This window comes from Variovorax sp. GW822-FHT04E09 (genome assembly GCF_058800845.1).
Window position 1 is genome coordinate 74,373 of sequence record NZ_JBXAMR010000004.1, and the last position, 15,887, is coordinate 90,259.

16 protein-coding genes and 2 tRNA genes are annotated in these 15,887 nt (G+C 68.2%); 10 read left to right on the forward strand and 8 right to left on the reverse strand.

All coding sequences use genetic code 11. From position 1 onward, the window contains the following. Positions 1-13 precede the first annotated feature (13 nt). Positions 14-2,464 (reverse strand): UvrD-helicase domain-containing protein, encoded by a 2,451-nt coding sequence (locus AC1RL8_RS17345; RefSeq protein ID WP_492686058.1) that lies wholly within the window; start codon positions 2,462-2,464, stop codon positions 14-16. A gap of 199 nt (positions 2,465-2,663) precedes the next feature. Here AC1RL8_RS17345 and AC1RL8_RS17350 point away from each other — a divergent pair, with 199 nt between their 5' ends. Both AC1RL8_RS17350 and AC1RL8_RS17355 read left to right on the forward strand, forming a co-directional pair. Beyond that, the gene (locus tag AC1RL8_RS17350; protein ID WP_492686055.1) at positions 2,664-3,317 is read left to right on the forward strand and encodes an OmpW/AlkL family protein; all 654 of its coding nucleotides are present in this window, start codon (positions 2,664-2,666) and stop codon (positions 3,315-3,317) included. A gap of 220 nt (positions 3,318-3,537) precedes the next feature. Then, entirely contained in the window at positions 3,538-4,515 is a 978-nt protein-coding gene (locus AC1RL8_RS17355; protein WP_095744259.1) for a GMP reductase, read from the forward strand. Between the two features lie 37 nt (positions 4,516-4,552). Here the strand turns inward: AC1RL8_RS17355 and AC1RL8_RS17360 are convergent, their stop codons facing one another. After that, positions 4,553-5,419 (reverse strand): alpha/beta hydrolase, encoded by an 867-nt coding sequence (locus AC1RL8_RS17360; RefSeq protein ID WP_492686053.1) that lies wholly within the window; start codon positions 5,417-5,419, stop codon positions 4,553-4,555. Positions 5,420-5,507: 88 nt separating this feature from the next. Here AC1RL8_RS17360 and AC1RL8_RS17365 point away from each other — a divergent pair. Further along, positions 5,508-5,583: transfer RNA gene (locus tag AC1RL8_RS17365), tRNA-Ala, on the forward strand. Positions 5,584-5,658: 75 nt separating this feature from the next. On the opposite strand, the gene AC1RL8_RS17370 is transcribed toward AC1RL8_RS17365, so the two are convergent. Further along, positions 5,659-6,366 (reverse strand): SDR family NAD(P)-dependent oxidoreductase, encoded by a 708-nt coding sequence (locus tag AC1RL8_RS17370; RefSeq protein ID WP_095946812.1) that lies wholly within the window; start codon positions 6,364-6,366, stop codon positions 5,659-5,661. A gap of 150 nt (positions 6,367-6,516) precedes the next feature. Between AC1RL8_RS17370 and AC1RL8_RS17375 the strand changes: the two genes are divergently transcribed. After that, a tRNA-Lys gene (locus AC1RL8_RS17375) sits at positions 6,517-6,592 on the forward strand. A 124-nt stretch (positions 6,593-6,716) separates the two neighbouring features. Further along, entirely contained in the window at positions 6,717-7,001 is a 285-nt protein-coding gene (locus tag AC1RL8_RS17380) for a hypothetical protein (protein WP_062468955.1), read from the forward strand. A gap of 5 nt (positions 7,002-7,006) precedes the next feature. Here the strand turns inward: AC1RL8_RS17380 and AC1RL8_RS17385 are convergent, their stop codons facing one another. Further along, entirely contained in the window at positions 7,007-8,008 is a 1,002-nt protein-coding gene (locus AC1RL8_RS17385) for an alpha/beta hydrolase (protein WP_354347540.1), read from the reverse strand. Between the two features lie 90 nt (positions 8,009-8,098). On the opposite strand from AC1RL8_RS17385, the gene AC1RL8_RS17390 reads away from it, so the two are divergent. Beyond that, positions 8,099-9,151, forward strand: a complete 1,053-nt coding sequence (locus tag AC1RL8_RS17390; protein WP_492686050.1) for a DUF2272 domain-containing protein — start codon at positions 8,099-8,101, stop codon at positions 9,149-9,151. A gap of 40 nt (positions 9,152-9,191) precedes the next feature. On the opposite strand, the gene AC1RL8_RS17395 is transcribed toward AC1RL8_RS17390, so the two are convergent. The 4 genes from AC1RL8_RS17395 to AC1RL8_RS17410 all read right to left on the reverse strand — a co-directional run bounded on the left by AC1RL8_RS17395 (position 9,192) and on the right by AC1RL8_RS17410 (position 11,559). Beyond that, positions 9,192-9,446: a DUF3297 family protein gene (locus tag AC1RL8_RS17395; protein ID WP_062468964.1), complete on the reverse strand. Its 255-nt coding sequence runs from the start codon at positions 9,444-9,446 to the stop codon at positions 9,192-9,194. A 65-nt stretch (positions 9,447-9,511) separates the two neighbouring features. Continuing rightward, entirely contained in the window at positions 9,512-9,976 is a 465-nt protein-coding gene (locus tag AC1RL8_RS17400; RefSeq protein WP_492686049.1) for a ribonuclease HI family protein, read from the reverse strand. Between the two features lie 37 nt (positions 9,977-10,013). Beyond that, positions 10,014-10,484: a DUF4124 domain-containing protein gene (locus AC1RL8_RS17405; protein ID WP_492686048.1), complete on the reverse strand. Its 471-nt coding sequence runs from the start codon at positions 10,482-10,484 to the stop codon at positions 10,014-10,016. Positions 10,485-10,590: 106 nt separating this feature from the next. Continuing rightward, positions 10,591-11,559: a LysR family transcriptional regulator gene (locus tag AC1RL8_RS17410; protein WP_159274548.1), complete on the reverse strand. Its 969-nt coding sequence runs from the start codon at positions 11,557-11,559 to the stop codon at positions 10,591-10,593. 108 nt (positions 11,560-11,667) lie between these two features. On the opposite strand from AC1RL8_RS17410, the gene AC1RL8_RS17415 reads away from it, so the two are divergent. From AC1RL8_RS17415 to AC1RL8_RS17430, 4 genes are all read left to right on the forward strand, one after another. Then, entirely contained in the window at positions 11,668-12,744 is a 1,077-nt protein-coding gene (locus AC1RL8_RS17415; protein WP_492686047.1) for an aromatic ring-hydroxylating dioxygenase subunit alpha, read from the forward strand. A 3-nt stretch (positions 12,745-12,747) separates the two neighbouring features. Continuing rightward, positions 12,748-13,698 (forward strand): PDR/VanB family oxidoreductase, encoded by a 951-nt coding sequence (locus AC1RL8_RS17420; RefSeq protein WP_492686046.1) that lies wholly within the window; start codon positions 12,748-12,750, stop codon positions 13,696-13,698. A gap of 47 nt (positions 13,699-13,745) precedes the next feature. Further along, on the forward strand, positions 13,746-14,717 hold the full coding sequence (locus tag AC1RL8_RS17425) for a Bug family tripartite tricarboxylate transporter substrate binding protein (RefSeq protein WP_492686045.1): 972 nt from the start codon (positions 13,746-13,748) through the stop codon (positions 14,715-14,717). Positions 14,718-14,897: 180 nt separating this feature from the next. After that, a complete protein-coding gene (locus AC1RL8_RS17430; RefSeq protein WP_492686044.1) occupies positions 14,898-15,848 on the forward strand; it encodes a hypothetical protein in 951 nt (316 codons plus the stop codon). The last annotated feature ends 39 nt before the right edge of the window (positions 15,849-15,887 follow it).

Below are 15,887 nucleotides of genomic sequence, written 5' to 3' on the forward strand. Positions count from 1 at the left end.
GGGACCGCCGTCCTCAGACCGGCGTGAGCTTCGCCACCGACAGCGCCAGCCACTTCACGCCGTGGCGCGCGAACTTCACCTGCGCCCGCGCATCGTCGCCGGTGCCTTCCAGCGCGGTCACCGTGCCCTCGCCGAACTTGTTGTGGAACACCTGCATGCCTGAACGCAAACCGTGCGACGGCGCGGTCTTCTGCGGCGGCACGGGTGGGCTGGCGAAGGTGTCCTTGCTGGCGCTGCCACCGCCTCCGCCGTAGCGGTTGCCGCCGCCCCCACCACCGTAGCCACCGGCACCGCCGCGCGTGCTGCCGTAGCCGCCGCCATAGCCGAAGGCCGAGGGCGCAAAGCCCTGGTTCTTCGGCGTGAGCCACTTGAGCGCGCCTTCCGGCAGCTCGTCGAAGAAGCGGCTCTTGACGTTGTAGCGCGTCTGGCCGTGCAGCATGCGCGTCTGCGAGTGGCTCAGGTACAGGCGCTTGCGTGCGCGCGTGATGGCCACATACATCAGGCGACGCTCTTCCTCGAGGCTCTCGAAATCGCTCATCGAGTTCTCGTGCGGGAACAGGCCCTCTTCCATGCCGGTGATGAACACGCAGTCGAACTCCAGGCCCTTGGCGGCGTGCACGGTCATGAGCTGCACCGCGTCCTGGCCGGCCTGCGCTTGGTTGTCGCCCGACTCGAGGGCCGCATGCGTCAGGAAGGCCGCGAGCGGGCTCAGCGTTTCGCCGGTTTCGGCATCGGGCGCCAGCGGCTCGTCGAGCACCGGCCGGCTGGGGTCGAGCCCCTGGCTGGCGGGCGACTGGCGCAGCTCGTCGACCGGCAGCGCCACGGCGTCACGGCCGAAGCCTTCCTGCGTGACGAAGCTTTCGGCCGCGTTCACGAGTTCGTCCAAGTTCTCGATGCGGTCGGCGCCTTCGCGGTCGGCCTTGTAGTGTTCGACGAGGCCGCTGTGGTCGAGCACCAGCTCGATGATCTCGCGCAGGCTCACGCCCTGGGTCTGCTCGCGCAGCACGTCGATCTTGGCAACGAAGGCCGTGAGGTTCGAGCCGGCCTTGCCGCCGACCGCGCTCACCGCGTCGTGCAGCGAGCGCCCGGCGGCACGCGCCGCGTCCTGCAGGCTTTCGAGCGTGCGTGCGCCGATGCCGCGCGGCGGGAAGTTGACGACGCGCAGGAAGCTGGTGTCGTCGTCCTTGTTCTCGAGCAGGCGCAGGTAGGCCAGCGCATGCTTGATTTCGGCGCGCTCGAAGAAGCGCAGGCCGCCGTACACGCGGTACGGCACCGAGGCATTGAACAGCGCCGTTTCGATCACCCGGCTCTGCGCATTGCTGCGGTAGAGCACGGCCATTTCCTTGCGGTCGAAGCCGTCGCGCGCCAGCTGGCGCATTTCTTCGACCATCCACTGCGCCTCGGCGAGGTCGGTGGGCGACTCGTACACGCGCACGGGCTCGCCTGGCCCCTGGTCGGTGCGCAGGTTCTTGCCCAGGCGCTTCTTGTTGTGGCTGATGAGCTCGTTGGCCGAATCGAGGATGTTGCTGTAGCTGCGGTAGTTCTGCTCCAGGACGATCTGGCGGCGCACGTCGAACTCGCGCACGAAGTCGGTCATGTTGCCCACGCGCGCGCCGCGGAAGGCGTAGATGCTCTGGTCGTCGTCGCCCACGGCGATCACGCTGTTGTACTCGCCCGGCGTGAAGTGGCCGCCGGCCGCCGTGTGGCCCGAGAGCATCTTTAGCCACGCGTACTGCAGGCGGTTGGTGTCCTGGAACTCGTCGACCATGATGTGACGGAAGCGCCGCTGGTAGTGCTCGCGTACCGGATCGTTGTCGCGCAGCAGCTCGTAGCTGCGCAGCATCAGCTCGCCGAAGTCGACCACGCCTTCGCGCTGGCACTGCTCTTCGTACAGCTGGTAGAGCTCGACCTTCTTGCGGTCGTCGTCGCTGCGGGCCTCGATGTCGCCGGGGCGCAGGCCGTCTTCCTTGGCGCCGGCGATGAACCACTGGGTCTGCTTGGCCGGAAAGCGCTCGTCGTCGACGTTGAACTGCTTCATCAGGCGCTTGATGGCCGAGAGCTGGTCTTGTGTGTCGAGGATCTGGAAGGTCGAGGGCAGGTTGGCCAGCTTCCAGTGCGCGCGCAGCAGGCGGTTGCACAGGCCGTGGAAGGTGCCGATCCACATGCCGCGCACGTTCACCGGCAGCATCGCGGTCAGCCGCGTCATCATTTCCTTGGCGGCCTTGTTGGTGAAGGTGACGGCCAGGATGCCGCCGGCGGACACCTGCCCCGTCTGCAGCAGCCAGGCGATGCGGGTGGTGAGCACCCGCGTCTTGCCGGAGCCGGCACCGGCAAGGATGAGGGCATTGCCCGCGGGCAGCGTGACGGCAGCAAGCTGCTCGGCGTTGAGGTTGTTCAGCAACGGCGAGGCAGGGCCGCCCGTATCGGCTGCGGACGCGCCGGAAAACAGGTCGTGAGGGAGCATGGGTGCCATTGTAGAAAGCTGCCCCGCCCCGGGCCCCGGCGGACGCGCTTGCCCCTGCGGGCATGACCTGGATCAAGGCCGGGCCCGCGGGCATGCGCCAGCCCGCCGCGCTTGCGGCAGATCAAGCGGCACGGCGCTGTCGGACGGGAGACTGCCTTCCAGTTGCCGGCCCTGCGCGCCGGCCGTCACTGGAGAACCCATGCCCAAGAAACTCGCCCCCGCCTGCCTCGCCGCCCTGCTCGGCGCCATGGCCGCCCTGCCGGCCGCCGCGCAGGAAGCACAAGGCAACTGGCTGGTGCGCGCCCGCGCCGTGTACCTGAAGCCGGCGAACCACTCGGCGCCGGTGGCCGACCTGTCGATTCCGGCCGATGCCATCACGGTCAACAGCAAGACCATTCCCGAGCTGGACGTCACCTACTTCTTCACGCCGAACATCGCCGCCGAGCTGGTGCTGACGGTGCCGCAGAAACAGACGGTCACCGTGCAACAGAGCGCGCTGGGCGGCCCGGTGGACATCGGCACCTTCAAACACCTGCCGCCCTCGCTGATGCTGCAGTACCACTTCATGCCCACCGCGAAGATCCGCCCCTACATCGGCGCGGGCCTGAACTACACGCGCCTGAGCAGCGTCAACCTGCAGGTGCCGACGGTCGGCCGCCTGCAGCTGCAGAACGAGAGCTTCGGCTTCGCGCTGGGAGCCGGCGTCGACATCGAAGTGGCGAAGAACACCTACCTCAACATCGACGTGAAGAAGCTGCGCATTCGCAGCGCCGTGAACATGGACGGCGTGCAGCTGTCGACCGTGAAGGTCGACCCGTGGCTGTTCGGCGTGGGCATCGGCTACCGGTTCTGAGGAAGAGGCGCACTGCGGTCGTCGGGTATATGCAGCAACCCATAGGGTCAATACGCCCCGGCGACTTGCGCATCATCGCCATGGCCGTAAAATCAATCACCGGGCCCAAGTTTCTTGCGTCCGGTTTTTTTTGGTCGTCATTTTCATGACGCGACCACGAGAACCGGCCGGACCAAGCGCTCATTCGTTCCACTCAACGATTCCTTTTTGGAGCCTGGTCATGCAAATCTTCGATTACGACAACATCCTTCTGCTGCCGCGCAAATGCCGCGTGGAAAGCCGCTCGGAATGCGACGCCAGCGTCACGCTGGGCGAACGCACCTTCCGCCTGCCGGTGGTGCCTGCCAACATGAAAACGGTGGTCGACGAGTCGATCTGCCTGTGGCTCGCGCAGAACGGCTACTTCTACGTGATGCACCGCTTCGACCTGGACAACATCCAGTTCGTGAAGGACATGCAGGGCAAAGGCGTGTTCGCCTCGATCTCGCTGGGCGTGAAGAAGCCCGACTACGACACCGTCGACCAGATGGTGGCCCAAGGCCTCGTGCCCGAATACATCACCATCGACATCGCGCACGGCCATGCCGACAGCGTGAAGAACATGATCGGCTACCTCAAGGCCAAGCTGCCGAAGTCGTTCGTGATCGCCGGCAACGTCGGCACGCCCGAAGCCGTGATCGACCTGGAGAACTGGGGCGCCGACGCCACCAAGGTCGGCATCGGCCCGGGCAAGGTCTGCATCACCAAGCTCAAGACCGGTTTCGGCACGGGCGGCTGGCAGCTGTCGGCGCTCAAGTGGTGCGCGCGCGTGGCCACCAAGCCGATCATTGCCGACGGCGGCATCCGCGACCACGGCGACATCGCCAAGAGCATCCGCTTCGGCGCGTCGATGGTCATGATCGGCTCGCTGTTCGCGGGCCACGAAGAGTCGCCGGGCAAGACGGTCGACGTCGACGGCACGCTCTTCAAGGAGTACTACGGCTCGGCCAGCGACTTCAACAAGGGCGAATACAAGCACGTCGAAGGCAAGCGCATCCTCGAGCCCATCAAGGGCAAGCTGGCCGACACGCTGGTCGAGATGGAGCAGGACGTGCAAAGCTCGATCAGCTACGCGGGCGGCCGCACGCTGATGGACATCCGCAAGGTCAACTACGTCACGCTGGGCGGCGACAACGCCGGCGAACACCTGCTGATGTGAGCGCGACGGGCGGCCCTCTGCCCGCCCGTCTTTTCTTTCAGGCCTCGAGCAGTTGCACTGCGTAGCGGTGCAGCGCGTGCGCCGGATCGGCCAGCGCATCGACCACGCCGAAGTGGTCGAGCCCCGGCAGCACCTCGCACACCGGCACGGTGTGTCGGCCCCAGGCCTCGCGGATCATCGCGTTGTGGCGCAGGAACTCGGCGCTCTCGTTGCCCCCCACCGCCGCATAGAGCTGGCCGCGCGCCGGCGCAGGCCACAGCGCCGGGCTCGCGCGCCGCGCGTCGGCATCGGTGAGTTTCAGCGTGTGCTCGAGGAAGGGCGTGCGCTGCAGCGGCCGCAGGTCGAACAGGCCCGAGACCGACAGCGCATTGCGCACGAGCTGCGCAGGCAGATCGGGCGCCACCGCCTTCCAGTCGCAGGCCAGCAGCGCCGCCGCCATGTGGCCGCCCGCGGAATGCCCGGCGACGGTGATGCGCGACGGGTCGCCGCCATGCGCCGCCACGTGGCGCCAGGTCCATTCGAGCGCCCGCACCATCTGCAGCAGGATGTCCGGCACCGTCACCGGCTGGTCGACCGGGCCCGGGCACAGCGCGTAGTTGGGTTGCACCACGCAGATGCCACGGTCGTGGAAGGCGGGGCTGATGAACGAATGGTCCTTCTTGTCCATGGCGCGCCAGTAGCCGCCGTGGATGAAGACCAGCACCGGCGCATCGGGCACGGGCGCCGGAAAGACGTCGAGCGTTTCGTTCGGTCCGGTGCCGTAGGGCACGTCGATGCGGCACGGCAGCGTGTCGCGCGCCGCGGCGGAATCGCGGCCCCAGCGCGCGAAGTACGCGGGGTGGTCCTTCACCCGCGCCAGGTTGTTGTACATGCCTTCCAGCCAGGCGGGGTCGTGCGCTTCCATGCGGTGTTTGCTCCTTGTTTTTCCGGGGCGCATCTTGGCACGGCCGCGTGCATGGAAATGCGCGGCTGGATAAAATGTGGCCTGTGTTGGGGGGGTAGCTCAGCTGGGAGAGCGCCGCGTTCGCAATGCGGAGGTCGGGAGTTCGATCCTCCTCCTCTCCACCAACCGACCCAGCAAAAAGGCCTTGGCAATCGCCAAGGCCTTTTTCATTTGCAGCTGTGCGCTGCGGCCGGGAAATATCAGGCGTCGAGCGTCAGGTGCTGGCCGTGCAATGCTGCGGCGCCCGGCGATGCCAGGAAGCCGATGGTCTGCGCCGCAACCGAGGTCGACACCCACTCGGCCGGGTTCGCGTCGGGCATCGCCTGGCGGTTGGCCGGCGTGTCGAGCACGCTGGGCGCCACGCTGTTGATGTTCACGCCGTGCGGCGCGGCCTCGGCCGCCATCGACTCCACGAGGCGCTGCAGCGCGCTCTTCGACGCGATGTACGCCGCCATCGCCGGCAAGCCGCGCGCCGCCACCTTGGCCGTCACCGCGACGATGCGGCCCGCGCGGCGCTCGATCATCGAGGGCAGCACGGCCTGCGTCACGGCGACGAACGACCAGGCGTTGAGGTTCATCATCCGGTCCCAGCTCGCACGCGTGAGTGCGTGCGTCGCCTCGCCCATCTCGAAGCCGCCGGCAATGTGCACCAGCGCATCGACGCGGCCGAAGGCCTGCAGCACCTGGCCGGTGAGCGCCGCCATGTCGGGCGCCGAGGTCACGTCCCCGGCCAGCAGCAGGTGCTGCGAGTTGTCCAGGCCCGGAAAGACTTCGGCCAGGCGACCGGCGTGGTGGTCGACCAGCGCGAGCCGCGCGCCCTGGTCAAGAAAGTGCTGGGCCACGGCCCGGCCCAGCGCGCCCGCGGCGCCGGTGATCAGTACATGGGGCGTGTTGCTTGCATCGCTCATCGAAAACTCCTCGGATAGGGGGTGGGGCGGGGCCCCGACGGTCGCGCATCCTAACGCTCTCGTACAAATGTGCAGAAAATTTTTGAAGTCCCAAAAAGATTGGTATATACTCGTGGTCTTGCCAGAAAACACTAACGGTTTTCAAAGCAAGGGCTCTTAGCTCAGTTGGTAGAGCAGCGGACTCTTAATCCGTAGGTCGAGTGTTCGAGTCACTCAGGGCCCACCAACCAACATCGCGGAAACGCTGGAAAGCCTGCTACCCACAAGGTAGCAGGCTTTTTTCATGGTGCGTTCGCTTGTACGTTTGCCTGCGCCAACGCGACCCTTCGCAAGCCCCTCCCCGACATCCCGTGAAGAAATCCAAACCCGCGCCATCGCCGAAATCCTTCGACCTCAAGCAGCACTGGCATTGGGGCCGCGGCATGCGCCAGTTGCGCATCGCCGACTTCCTGAAAGACGGCCGCCTGCTGGTCCCCGGCGACCTGACGGGCGAAGGCCCGGCCACCGACGACGGCACCGGCGCGCTGCGCACCGTGGGCGGCGTGCAGGTCGGCAGCGCCGACTACGAAACCGGCCTGATGTGGGTCGGCCGCAAGCTGCGCGAAGGCGACCTGCCGAGCAAGCCCCAGGGCTGATGCGGCTACGGCGCCGTGACGCGCCGGAGAAACTGCAGCGAGCGCTCCAGCGCCAGCCGCCCCGGCGCATCGTCGAGGTTGAACTGGTACTCGTGCGGCAACGCCGGCGCCTGGTCGGCGGGGAAGAACAGGCTGTCGACCTGCACGCCTTTGGCGACCAAGGTCTGCGCCATCGACCGCGACTGCCCTTCGAGCGGATCGCCGTTGCCCGCAGTGATGAACGACGGCGGAAAAGCCCCGGTCACATAACGACGCACCGACGCGGTCTCGAAGGCCGGCGCGTTCTGGAAATCCTTGCTGCCGCTGTATGACCAGAACACGGTCCGCAGGAAGCCACCGAACGCACCGTCGAGTTTGGCCTGCGCCGCGTCGTAGGCACCGCAGTGCAGCAGCATGCCGCGCAGCTGCTCGCGCGCGATGACGGGCGTGAGGCCCACGGCTTTCGCATAGCCGGGCACGGCCACCGCGTTCGCGACCTGCGCGACGATGTGCGCGCCCGCCGAGTCGCCGGCCAGCACGAGCCGCGCGGGGTCCACGCCCAGCCGCGCCGCCTCGCGCACCAGATAACCCAGCGCCGTGTTCACCTGCCGCACCGGTACCGGATAGCCCTGGCCCGGCGCGATCGAATAGCCAACTGCCACGACAGTGAAGCCCTGCCCCGCCAGCACGCGCGCGTAGTTCGCCACGTCGCGCCGGTGGCCCGAGACCCAGGCGCCGCCGTGCACCCACACGATGGTGGGCAAGGGCTGCGCGCCCGCCGAGGCCGGGCGGAACACGTCGAGGTAGGCATCCGGGTCGGCCTCGTCGTAGTGCTGATCGAGCACCGCCGAGATGCCAGTCGGCACGTGCTTCTGCAGCGACTGCGACGCGGCGTCCGAGCCCTTGCCGAAGGCGTAGCGGATCATCAGCACCGAAGGCCACGGGCTCCACTGGAACGCGGCATAGCCCGCGATCACGAGGCCGGCGATGACGCCGAGGATCCGCAGCAGGATGGTCTTGAGCTTCACGGTGGAGCGCCTGCACCGGACGGCCCGGCGCTTCAGGGAGCGCCCTGCATTCTGCTTGTCGCGGGCAGTGCCCCGCTATGCTCGCCTCACATGCCGCCACCGCCCGTCATCGCGCCCTCCTCCGCGCTCACACAACCGCTGCGCCACGCAGCGCGCACGCTGTGCACAGCCCTGGCGTTCGCGGCGGCGCCCACCTTCGCATCGGCCGCGTCCGGCTGCCTTGCCACGGCCTCCTACATTCCGCCGCCACCACGCGCCCTCGCGATGGCCGCGCTGGCCCGACAAGAGCACGTTGCCTTCGGCAGCCAGACCATGGACGCCGAAGGCCGACTCACCGAGTCTGGCTATTCGGAAGCAGAAGACACGCGCCATCCGATCGACGCGCTGCCCGCATGGCAACGCGTGCTGCGCTACTGGCGCGCGGTCGATCCGTCGAGCGAGCGGCTGCCCTCGCTCGTTCGCTTCGGCGCCCCGCACGCGGCCGACCGCACGCGATTGACCGACGCGCTGAACCAGGCGAGCGCCGCGCGCCTGCAAGGCCTGGGTGTCGGCCCCGACCAGGGGCTGGGCGCGTCGGACCAGCGCGCCATCGAAGTGGCCCTGCAGCGTGTCGCGGTGATCGACACGCCGTGGTCCGCCGCGTTCATCAGCTGGGTCGCGCGCGAGGCCGGGCTCGGTGCCGACGAGTTCGTCTTCTCCGAGGCCCACGTCGACTACGCCGGCGCCGCCTGGCAGGCCGGCATCGACGAGGCAGCGGGCCGCGCAACACCGCAAGCCCTGCGCGCCTGCGACCTGATGCGCACGCCGCCGCGTCCGGGCGACCTGGTCTGCCATGCACGCGGCGCGCGCGGTGCCGCGCTCGACGGCTTCGGCAAGATCGGCGAGTGGCTCGCCGGGCGCCCCACGGGCGGCGCACCGTTGCCGATGCACTGCGATGTGGTGGTGGGTGTGGACGGTGCGGGCTTCGATGCCGTGGGTGGCAACGTGCTGCAGTCGGTCACCTTGCGGCGCCTGGCCTTTGCGCCCGGCACGCGGCTGCTGGACCCGAGCTACCTGCCCGAAGGCTGCACGGCGGGCGGCAGCGCATGCATCGATCGCCACATGAGCCGCCAGCCGTGGTCGCTGCTGCTGCAGTGGCGCTGAAAGAGAAAACAGGAACGGCGGGGTGTGTGCCCCCGGGCCGTCAGTCGCGGTAGTACACCTCGACAGCGCCCTTGAGCTTGATCAGCAGCGGATAACCCTTGCGGTCCAGCGTGCGGCCGGCGGGCACCTTGATCCAGCCTTCGCTGATGCAGTATTCCTCGACGTCCAGGCGGTCCTTGCCGTTGAAGCGGATGCCGATCGGGTGCTCGAACACGGCGGGAATGTGGTGCGGGCTGCGCGGATCGGTCGAGAGATGGTCGGGCAGCGTGGGCTTGGAGGTGGCTTCTTCGGTCATGGGGAAACGGGTGTCTGAATCGACCCGAATGATAGAACCTGCCGCATGCCCCTTCGCGAGCGCCGCTAGCGCCGCTTCTTCCAGGCCTTGGGCGGCGGTTTCGGCCCGAAGCCCAGCGCGGCCCGCGCGAGCGCGTCGGCCTCGCCGTTGCGGTGGCGCGGAATCCATTGCACGCGCGCCTCGTCGAAGCCCTGCAGCAGCGTGCGCGCCTCGTCGAACAGCGGCGCCATGCGCATGATCGGCCGCACGTCGGCGCCGCCGCTCAACTGTTCGACCAGCGTGCTGTTGTCGCTGAAGGCCTGCACGGTGGTGGCGCCACGCGCCTGCAGCTCGCGCAGCGCGAGCGTCAGCGCCCGCAGCTCGGCCTCATTGTTGCAGCCCGTGGTGTGCGTGGCCTGCGAGAAGGTGTGGCGGGTGCCGTCGGGCTGCGTGATGACGACGCCGACGCCCATGCGCCCGGGGTTCGGCATGGCGCTGCCGTCGCAATGGACGACCCAAGGGGAAAGGCGCTCGGGCGCGGCAACGGTCATGAAGAAGCAGGAAGCAGAGGAAAGAGGACGAACGCGCTCAGCAGTTGCTGCGCTTGATGCCCGCAAGATTGCACGGCCGCTGGCCGGGCGGCGGCCCCGGATCGCGCGGCGGACGCGGCGGCCGGGGGTGATACCCCGGTCGCGGTGGGCCGTAGTACGGATCGCCGCCCCAGATGTAGGTCGGCCCCGGGTCGGCCGCGGGCGCCTCGCCCACCGGGTAACGCGGAATGATGGCCGGCCCCGAGGGTGCGGGCTGCGGTGGCGGGGCGGACGGTGCCGCGTAGTCCGGCCGGCGCGGAGAGTCTTCCTCGTTGGAGGCGCGCGGCGGTGCAGGCGGCGGCTCGTCGATGCGCAGCTGCCGCGACTGCCTGGTCCCCGGCGGGCAGGCGCCGTCGGTGTAAACGATGTGCCCGTCGGCATCGGTGCAGCGCACCACCTCCGCCTGCGCGGCCGGAGCGGCCACGACAAGCCAGAGCAGCGAAACGAAGAAAAAGGTGGGCGAGCGCATGGAGACGCCCTTTGTAACAGTGCGCGGCCGCTCGAACAAGCGTGCACGGAGAAACGGGTGGGGGATGAGGTTCGCAGCAGAGGCAAAGTCGATGCCTACCGGCACGTCAACGCGACTTGGCTCGCGCACTTTTCCTGGCCGGGGGACCGGCCTGCGTGGTGATGCGCGGGTAGTGCTCGAAGGTGTGTTTCATCACATCGCGCAGCCAGACCACGGCAGGGTCGTGATGAAAGCGCGGATGCCAGTGCTGGTTGAGTTGAAACTGGGGCACGGGCACCGGCGGCTCGAACATGCGCACCGTGCCCATGCGGGCGAAGACCTCCGCCAGTTCGCGCGGCACCGTCGCGAGCAGATCGGCGTGCCGGTCCATCAGGAGCGGAACCATCAGGAAGTGGGGCGTCATCACGGCCACGGTGCGGCGGATGCCCTGGTCTTCCAGCACCTTGTCGTAGCTCTCCGCCGAGTGGCCGGTGAGCGAGACCACGATGTGCCGCATCGCCTCGAAGCGCTCGCGCGTGAGGGTGGCGCCGATGTCCTTGTTCCGCGCGCTGGCGATGGTCACGAAGGAGTGCAGGAACAGGCGCTGATGAAACAGCCCCTCGGGCGCCGCACGGATGGACCCCACCGCCAGGTCGGCCTCGCCTGACGCAAGCAGCCCTTCGACCTGCTCGAGCGGCACCTGCAGCGTGCGCAGCGAACAACCGGGCGCCTCCTTCTTGAAGCGCTCGAGCAGCGGCGGCAGGAACACCAGTTCGCCCATGTCGGTCATGCACAGGGTGAAGGTGCGTCGCGCCAGTGCGGGCTCGAACCGTGCGCCCGCCAGGATCTGCTGGCGCACGGTGGTCATCACCTCCACCACCGCAGCGCGCATGCCCTCGGCCTTGCGCGTGGGCTCCATGCGGCTGCCGACCTTGACGAACAAGGGGTCGTCGAAGAAAGCACGCAGCCGGTTGAGCGCATGGCTCATCGCGCTCTGCGTCAGCCCGAGGCCCTGCGCGGCCTTCGTGACACTGGCCTCGCGAAACATCGCGTCGAAGACCGCCAGCAAATTCAGGTCGAGGTTTTCCGCATGCATGCCACGCATTCTAGGAATGACTGAAATGACATTGATACATGGGAACCCTCGTCCTACGCTCTGCCCATGCCGTGACCCGAACGCGGCGAACAACAAAGGAGACGCCCCATGTTCATCAAAAACACCTGGTACGTGGCTGCCTGGGACAACGAGCTCACGCCGCAGGGCCTGTTCGCCCGCACCATCATCGGCGTGCCCGTTCTCATGTACCGCAAGGACGACGGCGAGATCGTCGCCATGGAAGACCGCTGCTGCCACCGCGGCGCGCCCCTGTCGGTGGGACGGCGAGAAGGCGACTGCGTGCGCTGCATGTACCACGGCCTGAAGTTCGACGCCTCGGGCCAGTGCATCGAGGCGCCGGCCCAGAAGCGCATTCCCATCCAGGCCAGGGTGCGCAGCTTCCCGGTGGTGCAACGCCATCGCTGGGTCTGGATCTGGATGGGCGCCCCCGACAAGGCCGACCCGGCGCTGATCCCCGACACGCCATGGCTGGACGACCCGCACTGGCGCAGCCTGGACGGCTACATCCACTACGACGTCAACTACCTGCTGATCTGCGACAACCTGCTGGACTTCTCCCACCTGCCCTTCGTACACCCGACCACGCTGGGAGGCAGTGCGGACTACGCCGCCGCCCAGCCCAAGGTCGAACGCATCGACAACGGCGTGCGCATCACCCGGTGGGCCCTCGACACCGAGCCGCCGCCTTTCGCCCAGGCGGTCAAGGACTGGGGCAGCAGGGTCGATCGATGGAACATCTACAACTTCACCATCCCGGCCGTCCTGCTGATGGACTCCGGCATGGCGCCCACCGGCCAGGGTGCTGCCGAAGGCAACCGCGAGGGTGCGATCGAATTTCGCGGCTGCCAGGCCATCACGCCCGAGACGGAAAACTCCACCCACTACTTCTTCGCGCATCCCCACAACTTCGCCATCGACCAACCCGAAGTCACGCACTCGATCCACCAGGCCGTGGTGGATGCCTTCGACGAAGACCGCGACATCATCACCGCGCAGCAAAAGAGCCTGGCGCTGGCGCCCGACTTCAAGATGATGGCCTTCGGCATCGACGCCGCGCTGAACCAGTTCCGCTGGATGGTCTCGCGTCGGCTGGAAGAAGAAGCGCTCGAAGAAACTGCGGTCCGCCCCGCCGCCACAGCAGCGCCCGAACCCGTCAAGGCCTGAGCCATGAAGCTCCTCGTCACCCGCCTCACGCACGAGGCGCAGGATGTGCTCGGCCTGGAGTTGCGTGCGCAGGACGGCGCCGCGCTGCCGCCCTTCACCGCGGGCGCCCATGTGGACCTGCTGCTGCCCGGCGACATCCGCCGACAGTATTCGCTGGCCAACTCGCCGCTGGAGCGCCATCGCTACCTGCTCGGCGTGGGCCTGGCGCCAGCCTCGCGCGGCGGCTCGGCCTTCGTTCACCAGCGCCTTGCCGTGGGCGATGTGCTCGAGGTGGGCGCGCCGCGCGCCCTGTTCGGCATCGACCCGGCCGCCACCGAGCATGTGTTCGTGGCCGGGGGCATCGGCATCACGCCCATCCTGAGCATGATCCTCTGGTGCGAGGCCCACGCCAGGCCCTGGAAGCTGCTGTACTGCGTGCGCACGCGGGCCCGTGCCGCCTATGCGTGGACGCTGGCGCGCCACCACGACCGCGTGCAACTGCACGTGGACCAGGAAGCGGCGGGCACGCCACCCGACCTGGCGGGCTGGCTGGCGGGTGCGGCCCCAGGCGCCCACCTCTACTGCTGCGGCCCCGAAGGGCTGATGAACGCGGTCGGCGCGGCCGCAGGCGTTGTCGACATCGACAAGGCGGCCACCCATTTCGAACGCTTCGCATCGCCGGAACAAGCCACGCCCGCAGCATCGGCCGGCGCCTTCACCGTGGTGCTGCATCGCAGCGGCCAGAGGATCGAGGTCGCACCGCGGCAGAGCCTGCTCGACGCACTGGAAGGCGCCAACGTCAGCGTTCCCTTCTCGTGCCGCGAAGGCATGTGCCGCAGCTGCGAGGTGCCGCTGCTCGAGGGCGAGGCGGATCACCGCGACTTCGTGCTCAGCGACGAGGAGCGCGACAGCCACGCCTGCATCCTGCCCTGCGTGTCTCGCGCGCGCAGCGCCGTCCTCGTCCTCGATCTCTGACGCCCCCAACAACAAGCAGACAACCCAACCCACCACTGGAGACAACCATGTTCAAGCAAATGACTGCCGCATGCGCAGCGATCACGCTGGCGCTGCCCATCGCCGCGCAGGAGAGCTACCCCTCGCGGCCGATCCGCCTCGTCGTGCCCTACGCCGCCGGCGGCGCGACCGACTTCGTGGCACGCACCCTGGGCGATCGCCTGTCGAAATCGATGGGGCAGCCGGTGGTGGTCGACAACAAGGCGGGTGCGGCGGGTGCCATCGGCGCCGGCGAAGTCGGCCGCTCCAAGCCCGACGGCTACACGCTGCTGATGACCATCACCGATTCGCAGATCAACAACACGGCGCTGTTCAAGACCCTGGCGTACGACCCGCAGAAGGACTTCGTCGGCGTCACGCAGGTGGTGCGCAGCCCGGCGCTGATTTCCACGCACCCCGGCACCGGCATCAAGAGCATCGAAGACCTGAAGGCCAAGGTGGCCAAGGGCGGCGCGAAGCTGAGTTACGGGTCCTGGGGCGTCGGCGGACTGGGCCACCTGGCCGGCGAGAGCCTCAACCGCGGACTGAGTGCCGGCATGGTGCATGTGCCGCAGCGCGGGGAAGGGCCGGTGGTGACCGACCTGCTGTCGGGCACCATCGACGTCGGACTGTCGTCGGTGCCCAGCGCGATGCAGCATGCGCCAACGGGCAAGGTCGTGCCGCTGGCCGTGCTGGGACGACAGCGCTCCACCACGCTCCCGCAGGTTCCGACCATGAACGAACTGGGCTTCAAGGACCCGCTCTACGACACCAACGTCTGGATCGGGCTGCTGGCACCGGCGAAGACGCCACAGCCCATCGTCGACAAGCTGGCCCGTGAAGTGCGCGCCATCGTCGGCTCGCCCGACGTCAGCCAGCTGTTCGTGGGCCGGGGCTTCGAGGTGATGAACAGCACGCCCGAGCAGTTCGCGGCGTCGTACAAGGAGGAGTTCAACGTGATCACCAGGCGGATGCGCGAGCTGGGCGTCGAGGCGCAATGAGGCGGGTGGCCACTCGGACCGTCATGCAAGGACGACCGATGCATCTTCCGTGCGCCGACCGCCAGTGACTGTGTGGCCGGCCGCATCAGGCGTTCCCTAGGCGACAGGCGCGGCGCGGAGACTTTGCCATCATCGCGAACTCGACTGGCGCCCGCCGCCGGCTACACGGAGCCCTCCCCCATGACCTCGCCTTTCACCACCACCGCCCTGGGCCTGTGCGGCCCGCTGCGCCAGCCGCGCCAGATGCTGGCCGACCAGACCTACGACGACCACAAATCGATCCACGACGACGCGACGGCGGAAACCCTGGGCTTGCGCGCCGGGCCGATCGAAGGGCCGACGCACTTCAGCCAGTTCGACCCGCTGCTGTTCCATGTGTTCGGACAGGCCTGGTTCGAGACCGGCTGCATCAGCGCCCACTACCAGAACATGGTGGTCGAGGGCGAGTCGGTGCGCGCCTTTGTCGACCTGCCCGCGCCCGGCGCCACCTTCGTGCGCCTGCGCGCCGAGAAGGCCGACGGCACGCCGGTGCTGACCGGCACCACATCGGTGGGCGATGCCTCGCAGCACCCGCACGAGCTGCCCCAGCGCATCGCGAAGCTGCGCCCGGCCCAAGGCCTGGTCATCAACCGCGACCTGCGCGTGGGCCAGCGCGGCGCGGTCGTCGAGAAGATCCGCATGGGCTTCGACCAGCACATGGGCGACCACTACCCCTTCACGCTCGCCGACAAGCTCAAGGTCATCACCGAGCCCTGCGACTGGTACTCGGCCGAAGGCGGCAAGCGCTCGCCGTGGGGCCGGGCCATCATCCCGACCGAGATGATCAGCGTGCTGCTCGGCTCCACCAGCGCCGAGGCGCAACTGAATGGCCGCAAGCCGGCCGTGGGCCTGTTCGCCGGACAGGAGATTCGCCTCATCAAGGGCCCGCTCTTCGTCGACCAGGACTACGAACTGGAGCGCGAGATCATCGCGCTGAGCGAGAGCGCGCGCACCGAATCCGTGTGGGTGCGCACCCAGGTCTACGAGATGCCGTCGCGCACGCTCGTGGCTGAGATGATCCTCAACGGCGCGACGATGAAGGCGTCGTACCCGAACTACGAAGCCGAGGCCAAGGAGCTGGGGCTGGCCTGAGCGCGCGGTTCGGGCAGCTGCATCGAACGCCGTCGATCG